Here is an 18,902-nt window from a genome sequence, read left to right on the forward strand (position 1 = left end):
GGCCAAAATGGCAAAAATGCGAACCGGTTACCCAAAAAGTCCAAAAAAGCGGAGCTTATACGCTAATATGAAATAGTCATTTTAACTGTTAGGGAAGAGCGCCGATGGACACGGGATTGAATTCCAGAATGAGCAAGAAAGGGTGGAAGCCATTCAAAACATGGCAACTGATTCTATTGAATAGATTTTATCGGATCTTGCCGATGCTGATGATGATCCTGTCTTTTCCGGTTACCGGGGACGAGGTCGGCGTGTTCGGTCCGGTCCAGTTGATTCGCGGTTCGGGTTCGCCGGTGGCCGAAACGCACACCGTAACCGTCACCAACCCGGCCGCCGCCTACCGTCTGCTTATTGGCAGTACGAACGGCAGCATAGGCGGTCCCGTTAGTTCCGGATCAATCCACTGGAACGGGAAAGAGGTCGCAGGTCCTTCTCAATTCAAAAAGAAAAGCACTTCTCTGTCGATCCCGGTCAATACCTTATTGGTCAATACGTTGTCGGTGGAGCTTCAAGGCAAGCCCGGAAACAGCCTAACCGTACAGCTTGTTCGATGCAACCAGTCGCCCGTCGCCCATGCAGGGGACGATCGAACATTGGCCGTAGGCGACCTTGCTATACTGGACGGCAGCGCTTCGACCGACGCCGACGGCGACGCCTTGAGCTACCGGTGGCGTCTCTTGGAAACGCCGGCAAACAGCGCGGCGCAATTCAGCGACGGCGCCGCCGTTCGCCCCGAGTTGCCGATCGACCGCTTCGGCCATTATCAAGCCGAATTGATCGTCAGCGACGGCTTTGCCGACAGCGCACCGGACCGGGTCGTCATCGATACCCGAAATTCGGCGCCGGTCGCGCATGCCGGCGAAGATCAGAGCGCTTTCGTTGGGGCCTCCGTCCTGCTAGACGGCGGCTTGTCCCACGATAACGACGGTGACATACTAAGTTACCAATGGCATCTGGATGAAAAGCCCGCTTCGAGCAATGCCGTTCTGGCCGACGAACGGCAGCAGGTCGCTCAAATCGTCATCGACAAGCCCGGCCGTTACGTGGCTCGGCTGACTGTCAACGACGGCCAACTGGATAGCGAACCCGATCTGATTGCTATCGATACCCTCAACTCGGCCCCGGTAGCCGATGCCGGCGAGGACCGAACCGTTGACGCAGGCACTCCCGTACACCTGGACGGCAGTTTGTCTTATGACATCGACGGCGATGCGATCGATTATGTCTGGTCGCTGCTGTCCAAGCCCGAAGGCAGCGAAACCGATCTGCAAAATGCCGATTCGGTCGAACCCTTGCTGACACCGGACGTTCCGGGCTTGTATGTCTCGCAGTTAAAAGTCACCGATCCGGATCAGGCCAGCTCGACGGACACCCAGGTGGTTACCGCCTTGGCGCCGCCAATTAATCATTCTCCGGTAATCGACTCGGAACCCGTAACGAGTGCGGTCGCAGGCCAATCTTACCGTTATAGCGTTCATGCCACGGATCCCGACGGAGATCCCTTAAGCTACCGATTAAACGGCGCACCGGAAGGGATGACTATCAATGCGGCCGGCGTGATTGACTGGATGCCGTCTGCTGCCGGACTTTATCCGGTGATCGTGAGCGTAATCGACGGCCGAGGCGGCGATGCCAGTCAAAGCTTTACCGTGACCGTTGCCGAGCCTCAGGATTCGGGCCTGCCGCCGGATCCTCTGACCGTTGCGCCGGCATCAAGCCCGACCGCCTCGTTCACGCCGCTGCACCAGGCGGCGGAATTTCTCTACAGCGGCGATCGCCCGGTACAAACCGGGGTCGGTGAAGGCGTCATCGAGGCCAGGCGCATCGCCGTGATCCGGGGCAAGGTGTTAAGCCGCGACAAGCAGCCTTTGTCCGGAGTCACGCTCACCGTCAAGGAGTATCCGGAATTCGGGCAAACCCTGTCCCGGGCGGACGGACAGTTCGACCTTGCCGTTAACGGCGGCGGCACGCTGACCCTGAATTATCAAAAATCCGGCTTTCTGCCGATCCAGCGCCGAATCGATGCGCCCTGGCAGGAGTATGCCCTGGCCGAAGAGGCGGTGATGATTCCGCTCGACAGTCAAGTCACCGAAATCGACTTGTCCTCGGCCAACGCCCAGGTGGCGCAAGGTAGCGTCAGTTCCGACGTGGACGGCCAGCGCCAGGCGACTATTCTCTTCCCGGCCAACACCCAGGCGACCCTGACCCGGGCGGACGGCACCCACCAGATCTTGACCCATCTCCATGTCCGGGCGACCGAATACACCGTGGGCCCAAACGGCCCGAAGACCCTGCCGGGTCCTTTGCCGCCGACTTCGGGCTATACCTATGCGGTGGAACTGAGCGTGGACGAAGCCCAGGCCACAGGCGCCGCCCAAGTGACTTTCAACCAGGCGCTGCCGGTTTACGTCGATAATTTTTTGGGCTTTCCGGTGGGGGAAACGGTCCCGGCGGGCTGGTACGATTTCCAAAAGGCTGCCTGGATCCCGTCCGACAACGGCAAGGTCATCCAGATTCTGGCCATTGCCAACGGTTCGGCGGCTTTGGACAGCAACGGCGACAATGCCGCCGATACCGCCGCGCAGTTGACGGCCTTGGGCATCACCGCGGCCGAACAAGTGCAATTAGCCGGCTTGTATCCTGCCGGTAAAACCTTGTGGCGAGTGCCGGTCACGCATTTTACCCCGTGGGATTTCAACTGGCCCTGGGGTTTGCCCCACGGAGCGACACCGCCGCCCAATCAGAAGCCGAAGCCAGGCGATCAAAACAAGCCGGACAATTGCCAGACCCAGGCCGCCAATGCAGAGAAGCCGGGCTGTATCATCGACGGGATCAACCAGACGCTGGGCGAAGACCTGGCCCTGGCGGGCACGCCCCATGCGCTGCATTACCGCAGCGACCGGATGCCGGGCAACCACAGCGGCCATACCGTCAGCATCCCGCTGAGCGAGGCGACCGTGCCCGAGACGTTGAAACGGATTGATCTGGTCGTCCACGTCGCGGGCCGGGAGTTCAAGCAAAGCTTTGCTCCGGCGCCGAACCTCAGCCATACCTTCGCCTGGGACGGCAAGAACGCCTACGGCCAGACCGTCAATACCGGGCAGACCGCCCAAATCCGGGTCGGCTATGTTTACAGCCCGGTGTACTACTCATCGCGCGACGATTTCACAGCCTCCTTCGGCATCTCGTCCGATTCGACCGGCGGAACAGGCCCCGGCGGCCTGGTAATTAGCGCGAGCAGGCCCAGCCAGGAGATCACCCAATGGAAAAACTGGAAAGAAGAACTGGGCAGCTTCGAAAACAAGGCATCGAGCCTCGGCGGCTGGAGTTTAAGCCAGCACCATGTCTACGATCCGGGTACCCGGACACTATATCGGGGAGACGGCAGCCGAATCCAGGCAGACAATCTAGGTTCAGTCGTTACCACGATCGCCGGTACCGGGGTGGCAGGTTACAGCGGAGATGGGGGACAAGCTATTAACGCACGAATTAACGGGTTGTCTCAAGGTTTGGTCATTGACAGCCAAGGCAGAATAATATTTGCTGATGAGTATAACCATCGGGTACGCCGTATCGACACCGATGGCCTCATTTCCACGATTGCAGGAACGGGAAGAATCGGCTTTTCGGGTGATGGAGGACCAGGGACGCTCGCCAATTTAAAAAATCCTCATGAGCTTTGTTTAGGTTTGGATGACTCCATCCATATCGTGGATTGGGGGAATAATCGGGTGCGCAGGCTGGCCTCTAACGGCATTATTTCGACGGTTGCCGGTAATGGCACCGCAGGTTTTTCAGGGGACGGCGGACCCGCCACCAGCGCAATGTTAAACGGCCCCTATGCTTGCACGGTCGCACCTGACGGAACCCTGTATATTGCCGAATTCGGCGGCCATCGTATTCGTCGGATTGATCCCAAAGGGGTTATCTCAACCTTTGCCGGAACTGGCACCTCAGGCTATTCCGGCGAGGGCGGCCCGGCGACTCAAGCCAATCTGGACCACCCGACGACTGTAATTTATCATGAGGGCAGTGTTTATTTTTCAACAAGTGGCAGAGTCCTTCGGGTCGGTGCAGATGGCCTAATGATCCGGGTGGCCGGTATTGGCGGAGGATACAGTGGTGACGGCAGTCCCGCCGCGCTCGCGCAGCTGAACAGCGGCGATCTGGCGTTCAAAGGTGATGGAAGCCTGGTCATTGCCGATGCGGGCAACAACCGTCTTCGAATCGTAACGCCTGACGGCATCATCAACACCCTGGCTGGAACCGGTGCCATTAATGGCTCGGGTAACGGTGCATTTAACGGTGACGGCCTTAACCCCTTACAGACCACGTTGAACTATTCGCGCAACCTGGCCATAGGCGCAGATCAAGCGTTGTATTTTTCAGACACTTATAATTACCGCATTCGCAAAATCACCCCGCCCTTGCCGGGCTTCACCACCAGCGAACTCGTCATCCCCTCCCAGGAGGGAGGCGAAGTCTATCGGTTCGATGCGGCAGGCCACCATATCGAAACCCGCAGTACGATCACCGATGCGGTGACCTACCGCTTTGCTTACGACGGCCAGGGCCTCTTGCAAAGCGTCAGCGATGGGGACGGCAACGAAACCCGGATCGAGCGCGACCGCCTGGGCCATCCTACGGCCATCGTCGCTCCGGACGGCCAGCGGACGAATTTGGAACTGGATGCCAATGGATTTCTTGCTAAAGTCATCAATCCGGCCAACGAAAGCCATGCGATGGCTTATTCCGCCGACGGTTTGTTGATCCGCTTCACCACGCCAGAAAATCACAGCAATGACTATGAATACGATAGCCTGGGCAGGCTCAGCCAGGACACCGACCCCGTGGGCGGCGGCTGGCTACTGAACCGCACCGAACTCGCTCAAGGCTTTGTCGTCACGATGACTTCCGGCGAAGGCCGCATCAGCCAATATCAGGTCGAGCCCCGGCCGACCGGCGACCGCAGGCTGTCCAGCATCCGGCCCGACGGTACGGTCCAGACCCTGCTCTATAAGACCAATGGCGAACAAAGTGTGATCGGCGCCGACGGTACGGTCACCACCACGCAGACAGGCCCCGACCCGCGTTTCGGCCTGCAGGCGCCGCTCCCGGTGTCCAGCACGGTCACAACGCCGTCCGGCCTGAGCGCCACGGTCACCCAACAGCGTACGGTGTCCTTGGCCGATGCCAACGACCCGTTCAGTCTGACCTCGTTGACCGACACGATCAGTATCAACGGCAAGGCGTCCGTATTAAATTACCACGCTCAGACTAAAACCTGGACGGCCACCAGCGCCGAAAACCGCGTCAGTTCCGTCCAAATAAACGAACAAGGGAAGCCGCTGCTATCGACCTTGGCCGATATCGAACCGGTTGCCTATGAATACGACGACAGAGGCCGGTTGAGCGCCGTCCGCCAGGGCCAAGGCGAGGCACAGCGCAAGAAGGCCTATAGCTACTACGATCATACCGATGCCGCTTCCGGCGCCCTGACAGGCTATCTCGAAAGCAGCACCGACGCTCTGGGGCGGAGCGAGCATTTTGCCTATGATGAAGCAGGGCGCATTGCCAGCCAAGTACTGCCGGACAATAGAGTCATTCAATATCAATACGATGCCAACGGCAACCTGACCGGCATCCGTCCTCCCGAGCGCGACGAACATCTTTTCAATCACAATGCCGTCGATCGGGTTGAACGCTACACCCCGCCCGATGCGCCCGGCATCGCCCAAACGTACACGGAGTATTTTTACAACAAAGACCAACAGCCGACCCGGATTCAGCGTCCCGATAGCCAGACGATCGATTTCGTTTATCAGCTGCAAAGCGGAAAGCTAGACGCGGTTCATACCCAAGACGGCGATATCCAGTACCACTATCTGTCCGCCAGTGGACAACTGGACAGCCTCACCTGGCCGGACGGCGACAGCCTGAGCTATCGCTACGACGGCGGCCTCGTCACCGGGCAAAGCTGGACCGGCACTGTCCACGGGCAAGTCGACTTCGGTTACGACTCGGATTTTCGCGTCATAAGCATTGGTCTGAATCAGGCCGATTCCGTGGCTTACGGTTACGACCAGGACGGCTTGATCACTCAGGCCGGCGAGCTTTCCTTGACCCGTCAGCCGCAGAACGGCCTGCTCTCGGGCACCGCGCTGGGCACCGTCAGTGACAGCATCAGCTATAACGGCTTTGGCGAAACTTCCGATTATCAGGCCACAGTCAATGGCGTTCCTTTGATCCGCTGGACCTACCAGCGCGACCGGTTGGGCCGGATAATCCAAAAAACCGAAACCTCAGGCGGCATTTCACACCGTCTCGACTACCGCTACGACGACCGCGGCCGCCTGGAACAAATCACGGACAACGATGCAGTCGTCGCCGTCTACGGCTACGACGCCAACGGCAACAGGACTCAGCTCAACGGCCAAACCGTTGCGGTTTACGACAGCCAGGACCGCCTGACCGATTTCAACGGGAAACATTACGTCTACACCGATAACGGCGAGCTGCAAAGCCAAACCGAAAACGGGCAAACGACGACTTACGGCTACGACGTCTTCGGCAACCTTCGCCACGTGGACTTACCCGACGGCACCCGGATCGATTACGTGATCGACGGCCAGCATCGCCGAATCGGCAAGAAAGTCAACGGTCAACTGGTGCAGGCCTGGCTTTATCAAAGCCAACTGAATCCAGTCGCCGAACTCGACGGCGACGGCCAGGTGATTACACGCTTCGTCTACGGCGACAAAGGCAATGTGCCTTCCTATCTGGTCAAAACCGATCCCGCCACGCAGGCGAAAACCACTTACCGCCTGATCTCGGATCATCTGGGCAGTTCGAGGCTCGTTGTCGACGCCGCAACCGGTGCTATCGTACAGGAACTCGACTACGACGTCTGGGGCAATCTCGTCCGCGACTCCAATCCCGGATTTCAACCGTTCGGCTTTGCCGGCGGGCTCTATGACCGTGATACTCATCTTGTACGCTTTGGGGCGCGGGATTATGATGCGGAAACGGGACGATGGACCGCCAAAGATCCGATTGGGTTCGCCGGCGGCGATACGAATCTGTATGGGTATGTGTTGAATGATCCGGTGAATTTTATTGATCCCATGGGAGAGGCATTAGAGGGACCTGGAACACGCAGTACTGGTCCAACTGGCGATCCGGTTAGCGGTCCATACACTCCAAAGGCTACAACTGGAGAAAAATTAGCAAATAGGACTTTAAGCAAAATTATTGAATCTATGAGTAAAAAAATTATGAAAATTGATCCAGAAACTGGAAGGATCGTACCTAATCCAATTGGATTTTGTATCTTTGCTCTAATAGTCAGTCACGAAGAAACACAAGGATACAGGCGAGCCAGTTTACGTCGTGCCTGTTGCGTCGTAAATCGCCAATTGACGGGCGTCGCCTTGGTGTTGCGCGGTAGGATATTGGCTTCGACCTCACGCCGGAGGCTCTCTGTGTCCGGTATCCGCTGTGATAAACACATGTTCGACAAGACGGCCAGTTCGATCTCAGCGATGTTTAGCCAACTGCCATGCTTGGGCGTGTAGTGGAACTCCAGCCGTCGCGCCAATTCACGGGCTTGCTCTGCTGGAAAGGCTTCATACAAAGACGCCATTTTATGGGTATTCAGATTGTCCAGCACCACCCGGATCACCGCCGCGTCCGGATAAAGTTCAGCGATATGCTTCATGCTGTGCGCGAATTCGATTTTGGTCCGCCGCGCGGTGATGTCCACCTGCCGAAAACCGCGTTTAGGTTCGCAGATCATCATCAAATCGCAGACGCCTTTCCGTTCATAGCCGGTGTCATAGCGGGCCGGTTGACCGGGCTCAGGCGGGAGAGGTTGGCGGACTTCCGCAATGAGTTGCTTCGGACTTTCGTCGAAACACACAACCGGGCGCAACGGATCGTAGGGTTCTTCATAAAGGTCCAGCACGTCTTCCATCGCCGCGACAAATTCAGCACTCACCTCGGGAATGCACCACTCTTGCTTCTGCCAGGGTTTGAGAGTGTTTTTTTAAAAGCTGACGGATGGTTTCATAGCTGCAACGGTCGGCATACGCTAATTCCACCACTTTGTCCGCCAACAACCGCAAGGTCCAGTGATCATGCCCTGTCGGCGCCTCACTACAAGCCAAGGCGATAATATGGGCGGCCTGCTTCTCCGTCAGTTTTGGGGCACGTCCTGGACGGGGGCGTTCTTTCAGGGCGGCTTCCGGGCCTTCTTCCACACACCGTTGGCGCGTCGTCAACACCATTGATTCCGAGACACCCAAAGCTTGGATAATGTCTTTATCCTGAATACCCGCTGCCGCTTTTAATAAAATTCGCGCGCGTGTCAGATGGCGTGCCGCGGCTTTTCCTTTGTTGATCATGGCTTCCAAGCCACGCTTTTCGTCTTCAGTCAGATTGACTTTGTATTTAAGAGCTGGCATTGCTTGACCTCAATCAGTAACCATCAATGCCACTATAGAGTGACTTACAAGCCCAATATATCCTTTTGATTTAAATTGACTGACTACTAACTTACAGTGGTGGTTTAGCTGAATGTCAAGAATTGACATGTCCTAAAAAAAATAAACATAGGTAGATAATGAATTACTCAAATACCTTGTTATCAGGATTTGCTATGATGCCAACATATGTTTTTTTTGGCATTTGGCTAGGAACATATTCCGTATGGATATGGGCTATCGGTATGATAATTATTCTTTATTTATGTTCATGGATATATAACAGCACTGTCATAAATGCCGAACTAACAAATCTAAATCCAGGTAAAACATATGCTAAGCTTTTTTTATTTCAATTAATATTTTATTTAATTGTAGTTTGGGGGGGCATTGAAGCGTGGTAGCCCGGATGAAGTTTACGAAATCCGGGATGTTCTTGACTTTCGATAATCCCCGTATTACGCACAGCTTCATGCTGTCTACTTGCTTATCAGCTAGGTACAGAAGCTGCTTCTAAATTAGCTTTGCCCCCTTGGAATCCAGCCACAGCTGTTCGTCCAGTCAATCCTTCTCCTTTCAAATATGTTGCAGGGCCGCGGACTGTATAATCACAACTACAATGGGGACAGCCTGGTGGTGGCACAGAGTATAGGGCTGGCGGATTTTAATCGCACAGATGAGCATATTAAGCAAACTTATGAAGAGTATTGGTTGGCATCCAGTCGGTCAATCAGTATTACTGAAAATTGATGATTCAGTTTCAGAAGAGATTAAGGGAATTCAAATTGTTGGAATGATTTCAAATCTGATCAACAAAAACTCCGCATTAATAACGCTCGAAAATCCCCTTGTGATTAACGATAAGGTAATTAATAATTGTATTGCTATTTGTCGCCATGATGGATATGACTTTTTTTGGTTGTATTTCGGGTTCATAGCAGCCGATTTAGCTTATGTACAGGACTCATCTGAAAATAAAATTGATGATTCATCGCTGGTTCGGTTTGCAATAGCTTCAATAAAAACTCTTTAGCGAAATAGCCTGGATGAAATTTACGGAACTTAGGATGTGCCTGGCTTTGTATAGTACCGCATTATGCACAGCTTTATGCGGGCTACTTGCTTTTCCCGGCTTGCTGTGTGAGGTATTTAGATGAGTTATTCTATTGTTGACCCTATTAACCAGGCCACAATAAACCGAACAGTCGTGGTATCATTTCTTCATGGAAATTGAGAAAATAGATACCCGAAAACTTGATGCATCCGCTCGCGAGCAGCTTCGTAAAACGGCGATACGGATGTATAAACGAGGTCGCACCCAGACTTCTATTTCCGAAGAACTCGGCGTCCGCAGATCCACCATTGTGGAGTGGATTAGCCGGAGCCGCCTTGGAAACAGTACAAAAGAAGCAAAGCGGGGCCGAACTGTAGGCGAATTTCGCAGATTGACCGAGGCTCAGGAAGTGAAAATCCAGAAAGACATTATTGATAAAACGCCGGAGCAGATGAAATTGAGTTTTGCACTCTGGAATGCCAAGGCAGTTCGTTCGCACATCAAGCAGTGCTTTCTGATTGACCTGCCGATCCGGTCAGTCCGGCGCTATTTAAACCGCTGGGGTTTCACGCCGCAGCGCCCCCTCAAGCGGGCGCTTGAACAAAAGCCCGAAGCAGTCAAAAAATGGCTGGAAACGGACTACCCGGCAATTGCTGCACGTGCCAAAGCAGAGGGTGCAGAAATATATTGGGGCGATGAAACCGCCGTGTCATCCGTTGAGCATTATCCGAGAGGATACGCACCCAAGGGAAAAACACCCGTTCTGGTCCTGTCCCAGAGTAAAAGGGAGCGAATCAATCTGATCTCGGCGGTGACCAACCAAGGCACGATGCGGTTCATGCTGTACCGCGAGAATATGACTGCCGAGATTATGATTCGCTTTATGCAACGGTTGATCAAGGATGCAGGACGCAAGGTCTTTCTGGTTGTAGACAATCTCAGGGTTCATCACAGCAAAGCAGTAACAAAATGGCTTGAGAGAAACAGCGAAAAGATCGAAATGTTTTTTCTCCCGAGCTATTCGCCGGAACTGAACCCAGACGAGTATATGAACGGTGAGCTGAAGGCGCGAATGAATGCAAGTGAGCCAACTCGCGGTGGCGATCATCTCAGGAAAAAAGTCATGTCAAATCTCAAATCGATTCAAAGCCGACCGCACCGCGTTCGTGCATACTTCCGCGCTAAGCCGATAGCTTATGCTGCATAGGTGTGCGGTTTTTAGCGGCCGGATTAATAGTAGTTCAGGATGGAAAACTCAATATCAATTGGCCTTCGATCCTCTTTCGGACAATTTGCAGAAAGCAATACCTTTTCCTGCGTGGTTGAAATACACGCTAAAGGTAATCCCCCAAATCGATACGAGGCCGGTTGGCCCACTACATCCTATAAAGGATTTTTTGCAGTGTGGAAAATTAGACGGTAAGCTCAAAAATGAATATCAGAAAATTTATGATAATCAACAACGCCTTACGAGAGATGAAGCAGAGAGTTTTTTGAAGTCTATGGCTGAAAAATATCCGGAAATGAACGATCTTTATCCTTCGTCAACGGATATGCTTGATCAAGCTGAGAGCAACTCAAAGAATCATTGGTTTTATGGATTAACACATGACTAAATTTCGAGCCGCCAACATCAATTATTTTTGTTTTTTCACTGCCTTTATTTCCAGCAGTTTAGTTTTGCTTTCAATTTATATAGCAGCGATGTTAGTACAATGGCAGTATCTTGACCTAATGCAAATTGGTAAGGTTACGATAAAGGTATTGACTGTTTCTTTAATACCAGCTTGCTTGGTTACGTATATTATTGATATTAGAAAACGCCACCTTTCTTTTGTGTACTGCTTTTTGATAGGTGCATTAGGTGGTCCATTCGTAGCATCTTTAACTATGTCATTGTTTTACTAATTAGTCGTCCCTGATTAATTCATAAGAAATTGATTAATATCATATAAATGGATATTTATGAGGTCAAAAATTGCAAGAAAATGTTAAAATGGGTTTTATTTTCTTGCAAATTTTCACCGAAAAATGAAGCCCAAACGTCCTCAGGAAGTTGTGCAAAAGTTGTACGAAAAATGCCGTCGGGAGCTGGTCAAGCTGGCTGGACAACACGGGCTGCCCCTGCGACAGAACTACAATAAAAAGGCACCGCTGCTGTTAGTGCAATCGCATCGTTATCATCATGCCAAGCAAATGAAGCGTAAGCAAAAAGCCCTGAAGCAACTGAAAACCCTGGTCGGTCGTGTTTATCGGGATATCCTGCGGCAACTGCCGCAACAGGAGCTGGCCGCGCAAAGGGGGCTTCAGGACGCCCTGGCCAAAACCCAGCGGATACTGAATCAGAAACACACCGACAAAAACAAACTCTACAGCTTTCATGCACCGGAAGTGGAATGCATCAGTAAAGGGAAAGCACACAAAAAATACGAGTTCGGCGTCAAAGTCGGCATCACGGTGACCAATAAAAGTAATTTCGTGCTGGGCGCCAGGAGCTTTCCCGGCAATCCTTATGACGGCGATACCTTGTACTCCTGCCTGGAACAAGCTGAAATCCTGAGCGGTACCCGAGCCAAAGAAGCTTTTGTGGATTTGGGCTATCGGGGGCGAGAAATACCCGGTGTCACCCTGTACAAGTCAAGGCAAAAACGGGGAGTCCATACCCGACGGTTGAAAACCGCGTTAAAACGGCGCAATGCCATCGAGCCGGTGATTGGACACATGAAGAACGATGGCTTGCTGAGCAGAAATTACCTGAAAGGCCAACTCGGTGATGCCATGAATGCCGTTCTCTGCGCCGCTGGACACAACATGCGTTTAATCCTCAGGCGGTTGAGGATTTTTTGGCCGGAAATCGGGGAAGCCATCTGCCGGTTTTTACAAAATAAAACGGTTCAGGAATCTGTTTATGTTTCCTAATGAGCTGTTTTTTTCAAAAAAATGACTTTTTCAGGGACGACTAATTAAAGGAGTCATTAAGCATCAAAAAGGTCAGACCCATGCCCTTGTACACAACTCTGCTATTCCGGCAGGGATTGCCGGAACCCATGACTGCACGGATGCAGGAGGTAGAGCAACGCAGGAGCAGTTGCCGAGGCTACAGGGGCTATTGAGCTTGCCACCCATGGCACTGGATACCCGCTTCCCGGCGGGTATGACGACATTTGTGTATAAGGGTATGGGTCAGACCCTTTTGATGTTTTGCAATGTCATTTCCTGATCCTTTCACAGGTGGGGAATTTGATGCAGGCTTTTTTACCGAGTTAGGTGTAAACCCATTATTTATTAATCAACCAAATGGGGCATACGATCTTAATAGTTTAAATATTTTTGATTTTATTTTTAAATTAAGCTGGCAAATAGGAGTACAGGGAGGGGCAGTTTGTAATTTGGCTGGTAAAGGTGGGGAGGTAGGCGCAACAATTCCATATACCCCTATACCAGGAACTAGTGTTCCTAACCCTTTAGGCCCGACAATTGGGGCAAATGCAACTTTTGATATCCATGATAATTTTACAGGGATAAACCTAGAAGTAGGGATCGGAGGAGCCGGTATTCATGGGTATGGTACAGTAGGAACGACAATAAGCATGCGTAGGGGATTGTCAAAATGAACTTTCTAAAAAAAATAATTAAATGGGAGTTAGAAAATATTTTAAATGAAAAGCAATGGGAGTTTTTTTTAATGGATGGTTATGAGAGTTTTAACGAAAAAATAAATAACAGGGTTGCTTTGATAAATAAAGATAAATTTGAATACAACCCTAGAAATAAATCTAATGAGAAAAGTTTTTATGGCTGCATAAGTGATAATGTGTTAACCATAATATTAGCTAAAGAGCAACCGCCACTAAGCTATATAAATCCTACTTATTTTTACTTTAGAGGAAAAATTTATGCTAAAGAAAATGTAATAAAAGGAAGCTTCCGCAGGTCTGATTTTTTTAGATTAACAAGCCTGTTTCTCTTGAATGCATATTTTTTACATATAATCGCATATATCTTATATCTTGTTTTTAGTTTTATTTTTTATAATCGCTTGGAAATTAATTATTCCATTTTTTTCATTGCTACATTTGGTGTTGTTTTTTTAACGTCCTTCATTGCTATTGAAAGTAGCATCCTTCGTTTTTTTTCAAAGAGTGAAGAAAAGCAAATATACAAATTATTATCTGATTTGGCCAGTTGATATGAATCTCATGTAAGGCTGTATGCATGCCCTTATAAGTGACTGGTATTTTTTGGATTATTAAAATATTGACGACTATACAGTGGATCAAATGGGACAGAGGCAAGGCCAAGGCGCAATAACCAACAAATAAGTGCTTCGCAAGAAGTCCGTTTGCGTTATGCTATTGAGTATTTGGATACAGCTAAGGAACATCATTTGGCACGGGTAGAGTTAATGGAAATTGAAAGTGATTGTCTACGGGCAGTCATAAAGAAGAGCTCTGATTGGCGTGAACGTGAGCGCGCCGAGACGGTTTTATTATTGGCCTCTGGAAAAACCGTTAAAGAAGTGGCCGAGCAACAGAATCTGTGTCGAGAAGCGGTTCGTATTCGGCGACGTAAATGGTTGAAGCGAGGCTTAGCCAGTTTACCGGATCAGCCCCGAAGCGGCGCCCCGACGAAACTGACCAATGAACATCGGCAACAATTAGGACAATGGGTTGAAGCCGAAGCTTTATCATCCCGAGAATTATTAACGCGCTTAGCAGAGCAATATCAAGTCCATATTGGACCGACGACCTTGCGAACTGAACTCAAACTCTTGGGCTACGTGTGGAAACGAACGCGCTATAGTTTAAAAAAAAAAGCGCGATCCCGAACGCTTCGAACAAGCCCAACACGAGATTAACGGATTGATCCGGCAAGCGAACGCGGGTGAAATTGAATTGGCTTACGTGGATGAGGCAGGATTCTCAGCACAACCTCCTAATCGCTCGGCCTGGACGAAAAGTGGTGAGACCCACGCCGTCACGGCAAAGCGGGGGCAACGTTTGAATGTCATTGGCGCTCTTTGATCTTCGGGAGCACTGATGCTGGCTAAATTGTGGAAAAGCGTAAACGGTTTGTGGTTCTTTGGTTTTTTGATGGGGCTGATTGAGCGAATAAAAAAAACCGCTCGTAGTCATTTTGGATAATGCTTCGATTCATACTGCCAAAAAACTCAAGCCTTATTGGGACTTACTGGAAGAAAAAGGCATGCGTTTTTACTTTTTGCCCCCGTACAGTCCTGAGTTGAACCGCATTGAAATGCTATGGCGCAAAATGAAATACGAGTGGTTGCCTTTCAAATCGTTTACGCCATCTGAACTTGAGCAAGCTATTGATGAAATTACCGCTGGTTTTGGCGCTCAATACCAACTGACTTTCTGCTAAGAACTTAATGGAGTGCAAAACTATCCTGCGACTACTCCAGCTAATGGGTCAAGTGCGCCATGGGCAAAGTGATTTCGTACATTTTTATTACCACCCTCGTATTGGCTATTGTGTATTGCGTTTTTCGCGGCATTATCAGTTGGAAACAAGGTTATTCTTGGCAGGAAATGGACTGGCGACGGCGAAGAAGCACCTCAATTAGTGATTTCTTTGCGGCTAGTGATATTGGAAAACGAGAAGTTATAAAGAATGGAAAAAAGTGTATTGAATATTATGCTTATAAAGATGGCTTACCAGTTAAAACAGTATGCTCCCTTAATCTACTAGAAGGTGATCAGGCGGAACCAGAAAAAATGGTTCAGCCATGACTGAAGGCCACGGGCCTTATGCCCACACGGACGGCTCTTGCCGTTCTTTGTCAACTACTATGGTTTTAACCGCGACCGCTGGGACATAAGTCTAAAGGCCTTTGATCAGGCCACGTAGCCGCGATTATGCGCAGTCAAAGCGGGGCAAGATGGTTTGCCGGTTTAGCAAGTAGCCCGGATGAAACGCAGTGGAATCCAGGACAATCGGAGCTTGTTTGCCCGGATTCCGCAAACCTCCATCCGGGCTACTTTCTGTTTCGCTTCGGTCAAGCCCTTCCCATATTTCATTTGTCTCGCTACAACCAGCCATCATACCGTCTGATTTCACCCATTTTTTTATGCAAACCTACCTGTGATAATTGCATTTTTTAAAAAACTACTTTTTGGTGATCAGATTTTTATTTTGCATATACCGTCTTCCGTAATTTTGAATGGTAAAAGAAATATATGGATAGGAGAATATTATGTACAAATTCAAAAATCAAAAATTATTGTTGCTCGCCGTAATCCAATAATGTTAATTGCAGGGTTGCCTTCTCTGTATTGCTTTATTGGAAAATTAGATGACGCTTATGAAAAAGAGGGTATAGTTTCAATTGCAGGCATAGTAACTTTTAAACCGCTTCCAAAAACATTTTTGTCGATATGGTTTGGACTTTTGCTCTTGTTTTTAACGATATGCTTGGCACAGGCAATTTTACTAGCAAGTAGAATCATACTTTCTTTGAATTCAGTTTCTACCGAGGACCTTGCTGCAATTGGGTTTATGCTTGGCAGTGGAGCTTTAACCGTTGTATTTGGCGTTGCGGTTCTGGCTGCGGTCAGATTCATTTTTAAAAGTGAACGTCAAGGGCTGATTGCGTTTTGCTGCTCGGAACCACTCAAATCATCAAAGGCAATCCGAGATGGTCAAGAATAATCGGCCAATTGATAAATCAAAGTAAATCAAAGCGGTCAGACCCTGGGCATCCCCACAAATTTACTCCACCATCCGTCTTTCGAAATAGCGCGTCAGCATCGATTGGGCCGGCGCCAAATAGTCGGCCGCTAGAGCCATGGATGGGCTGAGGCGCGAAGCCCGTCCTTATCGTTCTGCCCACCCGGCACAAGCAGAAAGAGCTTCGCTAACGGCTTCTGCCGGCGACCAGCGTTTTAATGGAATCGGTTCTGAACTCGGTCTCCAGCCAATCGGCCGTCATCGGCGGACTAAAAAGATAGCCCTGCAAAAAATCGCATTGCCGATCGATCAGAAACGCCAGTTGTTCTTCCGTTTCCACGCCTTCCACGGTGACCTGCAATTTAAGCTCGTGCGCCAGAGCGATAATGCCCTGTACCAGGGTCATGCTGTTTCTGTTGTCGGGAATATCGGCAATAAAAGAACGGTCGATCTTGACCCGCTGAATCGGAAAGCGTCTGAGATAAGTCAGATTCGAATACCCGGTCCCGAAGTCATCGATGCTGATCTGCACTCCCAGGTCATGCAACTGCCGCAGCACGAGCAGCGCCCTATCGGGATCCTGCATGACCGCGGATTCGGTAATTTCCAGTTCCAGCAAGGAAGATTTCAGATGAGTTTCATCGAGTATTCTCCTGATGATGCCGAACAGATCGCCTTCCAGGAATTGCCGGGAAGACAGATTCACCGCGATATGGGTAACCGGACCGTCGTTGTCCTGCCAGGACTTGGCCTGAAGACAGGCTTTACGCAGAACCCACTCGCCGATGGCCGCTATCAGACCGGTTTCCTCGGCCACGTCGATAAACCGATCCGGGTACACCAGGCCCCATTCGGAATGCTGCCAGCGCAGCAGCACTTCGACCCTGACGACATGGCCGTTCCTTGCATTGATCTGCGGCTGGTAATAAAGCACCAGTTCGTTATTGGCCAGCGCCTGCCGCAAGCCTCTTTCCACGATCATCCGTTCGGTGGCTCTGGCCGTCATGTCCAGGGTATAAAACTGATAATTGTTCTTGCCCCGTTCCTTGGCCAGGTACATCGCGGTATCGGCGTTCATCAGCAGCATCTGGCTGTTTTCTCCGTCTTCCGGGAAAACACTGATGCCGATACTGGCGGTCACCACAATGTCGTTGTCTTCGATCGAAAAAGGCTGAGTGAGCGTATCGATCGTCTTTTGCGCAATCCGGGCGATATCCTCGATGGCCCCGATGTCGTTCAGCAGCACGATGAATTCGTCGCCGCCCAGGCGAGCCAGCGTGTCGTTGGCACGGACCAGGCTTTTCAGCCGATCACTGACCGCCTGCAGCAGCAGATCGCCGACGCGGTGGCCGAGCGTATCGTTAATCAGTTTGAAGCGGTCCAGATCGAGAAACATCAGCGCAAACCGGGTCTTGTGGCGGCGCGCATTCGACCAGGCCTGAGCCATGCGATCTTCGAACTGAATCCGGTTGCAGAGGCCGGTCAAGGGGTCGTGATTGGCGACATAAAGGAGTTGCTGTTCGGCGTATTTACGGTCGGTAATGTCCTGAAACTGAAGAATGAAAAATTGCGGCTCATTAAGAGGACCGCGCACCAGGGAAGCGCTCAACAAGGTCCAGACCGCTTTGCCGATGTTTTTGTAAAAGCACTCCACCTCGATTTGAAACGACCGTAATTCGTGATTCATCAACTGACGCAGGTGGTGTTCAATTACCGTATGATAAGTGCCGGCATGAATAAGGACCTGCAGGGAAGAAGCCAGCAATTCTTTCTCCGAATACCCGAATATGCCGCAAAGGGCGAGATTGACCTGCAAAAAACGTCCCTTCACGTCGATCAGGGCCATCCCGATGGAGGCATTGTCGAAGGCGTTACGAAAACATTCCTCGCTTTCCCGAAGCGCCCTTTCCATCTGCAGACGAGTGGTGACGTCCCGCAATATCAACACGGCGCCGAGCAAGATGCCGGCAGGGTCCCGAATCGGGGCAGTGCTCTCGTCGACAGGAATCTCCTCCCCGGTTTTGGCTACTAACAAGGCCGAGGTTCTGCAATCGGTGCTCTCGACGTTGTTCAGGACTTTTCTGACCGGATTGGCAATGGGACTCCGGTGCGTCTCCTCGATCAGAGTCAGCATATCGCCGATATCCGTTCCTTTAACTTCGTCGAATTGCCAGCCGGTCAGCTCTTCCGCCACCGGATTCATAAACCGGACCCTGGCATCGCCGTCCGTCGCGATCACGGCATCGCTAAGACAATGCAGCGTTTTGGCAAACCACTGTTCACTTTCCAGCAGCTTCTTTTCCATTTCGTGTTTGTACATCGCCACTTCGATGGTCGTGCGCAGTTCATCCGGACGGAACGGCTTGATCAGATAACCGTAAGCGCCGGTGACTTTTGCTCGCTCCAACGTGGCCACATCGCTGTAAGCGGTCAGAAAAACGATGGGGATATGCAGGGATTCGGTAATCGTCTGCGCGGCGCTGATGCCGTCCATGCTGCCCTTGAGAATGATGTCCATCAGGACCAACTGAGGCCGGTTCTCCGTTGCCTGGATAATGGCCTGTTCTCCGGAATAGGCGGTCCCTACCACATCGTACCCGAATCCCTCCAGGTGCTGGCGAATGTCCATCGCGACAATGCCTTCGTCTTCAACAATCAGGATTTTATTGGCCGACATGCCG

At 51.0% G+C, this 18,902-nt stretch carries 13 protein-coding genes and 1 pseudogene; 12 read left to right on the forward strand and 2 right to left on the reverse strand.

The annotated features are described in order from the left end of the window. Positions 1-212: 212 nt before the first annotated feature. Positions 213-7,118, forward strand: a pseudogene (locus A3OW_RS26405) (PKD domain-containing protein); the annotation flags it as partial. Positions 7,119-7,348: 230 nt separating this feature from the next. Here the strand turns inward: A3OW_RS26405 and A3OW_RS28565 are convergent. Then, a protein-coding gene (locus A3OW_RS28565) for an IS630 family transposase (protein ID WP_085984322.1) occupies positions 7,349-8,462 on the reverse strand; the annotation gives its coding sequence in 2 pieces (ribosomal slippage) (positions 7,349-8,036 and positions 8,035-8,462; 1,116 coding nt in all). Between the two features lie 694 nt (positions 8,463-9,156). Here A3OW_RS28565 and A3OW_RS0110295 point away from each other — a divergent pair. The 11 genes from A3OW_RS0110295 (at position 9,157) to A3OW_RS0110325 (ending at position 16,203) form a co-directional block, all read left to right on the forward strand. Then, entirely contained in the window at positions 9,157-9,513 is a 357-nt protein-coding gene (locus tag A3OW_RS0110295) for a hypothetical protein (RefSeq protein WP_020563360.1), read from the forward strand. A 190-nt stretch (positions 9,514-9,703) separates the two neighbouring features. Further along, complete coding sequence (locus A3OW_RS0110300; RefSeq protein WP_020563361.1) at positions 9,704-10,741, forward strand: IS630 family transposase; 1,038 nt, start codon at positions 9,704-9,706, stop codon at positions 10,739-10,741. A gap of 58 nt (positions 10,742-10,799) precedes the next feature. Continuing rightward, positions 10,800-11,150 (forward strand): hypothetical protein, encoded by a 351-nt coding sequence (locus A3OW_RS0110305; RefSeq protein WP_020563362.1) that lies wholly within the window; start codon positions 10,800-10,802, stop codon positions 11,148-11,150. Beyond that, positions 11,143-11,442 carry a hypothetical protein gene (locus A3OW_RS27805; RefSeq protein ID WP_157385868.1) on the forward strand — a complete coding sequence of 100 codons (300 nt, stop codon included), beginning with the start codon at positions 11,143-11,145 and terminating at the stop codon, positions 11,440-11,442. The genes A3OW_RS0110305 and A3OW_RS27805 overlap by 8 nt, the downstream gene beginning before the upstream one ends. Before the next feature lie 123 nt (positions 11,443-11,565). Continuing rightward, the gene (locus A3OW_RS24680) at positions 11,566-12,453 is read left to right on the forward strand and encodes an IS5 family transposase (protein WP_020563363.1); all 888 of its coding nucleotides are present in this window, start codon (positions 11,566-11,568) and stop codon (positions 12,451-12,453) included. A 287-nt stretch (positions 12,454-12,740) separates the two neighbouring features. Next, on the forward strand, positions 12,741-13,148 hold the full coding sequence (locus A3OW_RS27810; protein ID WP_157385869.1) for a hypothetical protein: 408 nt from the start codon (positions 12,741-12,743) through the stop codon (positions 13,146-13,148). Continuing rightward, complete coding sequence (locus A3OW_RS0110315) at positions 13,145-13,723, forward strand: hypothetical protein (RefSeq protein ID WP_020563364.1); 579 nt, start codon at positions 13,145-13,147, stop codon at positions 13,721-13,723. The genes A3OW_RS27810 and A3OW_RS0110315 overlap by 4 nt, the downstream gene beginning before the upstream one ends. 153 nt (positions 13,724-13,876) lie before the next feature. Beyond that, positions 13,877-14,392: a helix-turn-helix domain-containing protein gene (locus tag A3OW_RS27085; RefSeq protein ID WP_232422360.1), complete on the forward strand. Its 516-nt coding sequence runs from the start codon at positions 13,877-13,879 to the stop codon at positions 14,390-14,392. Between the two features lie 275 nt (positions 14,393-14,667). After that, entirely contained in the window at positions 14,668-14,916 is a 249-nt protein-coding gene (locus A3OW_RS25960; RefSeq protein WP_051091805.1) for a transposase, read from the forward strand. A gap of 59 nt (positions 14,917-14,975) precedes the next feature. Next, positions 14,976-15,284, forward strand: a complete 309-nt coding sequence (locus tag A3OW_RS24690) for a hypothetical protein (protein ID WP_051091806.1) — start codon at positions 14,976-14,978, stop codon at positions 15,282-15,284. A 352-nt stretch (positions 15,285-15,636) separates the two neighbouring features. Next, positions 15,637-16,203 (forward strand): hypothetical protein, encoded by a 567-nt coding sequence (locus tag A3OW_RS0110325; protein ID WP_020563366.1) that lies wholly within the window; start codon positions 15,637-15,639, stop codon positions 16,201-16,203. A 205-nt stretch (positions 16,204-16,408) separates the two neighbouring features. Here the strand turns inward: A3OW_RS0110325 and A3OW_RS0110330 are convergent, their stop codons facing one another. Beyond that, positions 16,409-18,898: a GGDEF domain-containing response regulator gene (locus A3OW_RS0110330; protein ID WP_020563367.1), complete on the reverse strand. Its 2,490-nt coding sequence runs from the start codon at positions 18,896-18,898 to the stop codon at positions 16,409-16,411. Between the last annotated feature and the right edge of the window lie 4 nt (positions 18,899-18,902).

The organism is Methylosarcina fibrata AML-C10, assembly GCF_000372865.1.
Classification (GTDB): domain Bacteria; phylum Pseudomonadota; class Gammaproteobacteria; order Methylococcales; family Methylomonadaceae; genus Methylosarcina; species Methylosarcina fibrata.

What these genes read in the sequence shown, in the direction of transcription:
- A3OW_RS0110295 (WP_020563360.1), top strand. Translation starts at nt 9,157, where the DNA reads ATGAGCATATTAAGCAAACTTATGAAGAGTATTGGTTGGCATCCAGTC.
- A3OW_RS0110300 (WP_020563361.1), top strand. Translation starts at nt 9,704, where the DNA reads ATGGAAATTGAGAAAATAGATACCCGAAAACTTGATGCATCCGCTCGC.
- A3OW_RS27805 (WP_157385868.1), top strand. Translation starts at nt 11,143, where the DNA reads ATGACTAAATTTCGAGCCGCCAACATCAATTATTTTTGTTTTTTCACT.
- A3OW_RS24680 (WP_020563363.1), top strand. Translation starts at nt 11,566, where the DNA reads ATGAAGCCCAAACGTCCTCAGGAAGTTGTGCAAAAGTTGTACGAAAAA.
- A3OW_RS27810 (WP_157385869.1), top strand. Translation starts at nt 12,741, where the DNA reads ATGTCATTTCCTGATCCTTTCACAGGTGGGGAATTTGATGCAGGCTTT.
- A3OW_RS0110315 (WP_020563364.1), top strand. Translation starts at nt 13,145, where the DNA reads ATGAACTTTCTAAAAAAAATAATTAAATGGGAGTTAGAAAATATTTTA.
- A3OW_RS24690 (WP_051091806.1), top strand. Translation starts at nt 14,976, where the DNA reads ATGGGCAAAGTGATTTCGTACATTTTTATTACCACCCTCGTATTGGCT.
- A3OW_RS0110330 (WP_020563367.1), bottom strand. Translation starts at nt 18,898, where the DNA reads ATGTCGGCCAATAAAATCCTGATTGTTGAAGACGAAGGCATTGTCGCG.